1 protein-coding gene and 1 pseudogene are annotated in these 430 nt (G+C 52.8%); both read right to left on the minus strand.

Translation table 11 applies throughout. The annotated features are described in order from the left end of the window. Nucleotides 1–163, minus strand: a pseudogene (locus GTGU_RS23675) (glycoside hydrolase family 19 protein); the annotation flags it as partial. After that, on the minus strand, nt 163–430 hold a 268-nt coding region (locus GTGU_RS23680), incomplete at its 5' end, for a phage holin family protein (protein WP_038163892.1). The gene GTGU_RS23680 and the pseudogene GTGU_RS23675, both read right to left, overlap by 1 nt.

A 430-nucleotide genomic window follows, 5' to 3' on the forward strand; every position in this document is an offset into this window, starting at 1 on the left:
CAGTGAATCCGGCGCTTTCGTGCCCGACCTGTGCGATAAACATCGCGATATCTGCCGGTGCTGTAATCCCGAACTCTCTCAATGCCGCATCGACTGGCTGAAACCAGCGCGCAGCTAACCCGGCGCTGATACCAGCCGCCTGCTGAAATTGTGATTGGTTCATTAGTGCCTCAGTGCAGCTATGATCCGCGCCACGTTTCCCCGGTACCAGAGAACAACCGCGCAGGTTAAGGCGTTTCCGGTGACTGCCAGCCAGTTCGAATCATGGTAGAGACCAAATACAAAACGAAACGGAATAACGGCGTAAATCAGAACAAGAACATACGCCAGAACGGAAATTAACGGGCGATTACGTGCACCGTGCCGCTGACGCTGATAAAGCATCAGTGCCAGAACAATCACCGCGCAGATAACAGCATTAAAAAGCGAT

Origin of the sequence: Trabulsiella guamensis ATCC 49490, assembly GCF_000734965.1 — a bacterium.
In the GTDB taxonomy this organism is placed as follows: domain Bacteria; phylum Pseudomonadota; class Gammaproteobacteria; order Enterobacterales; family Enterobacteriaceae; genus Trabulsiella; species Trabulsiella guamensis.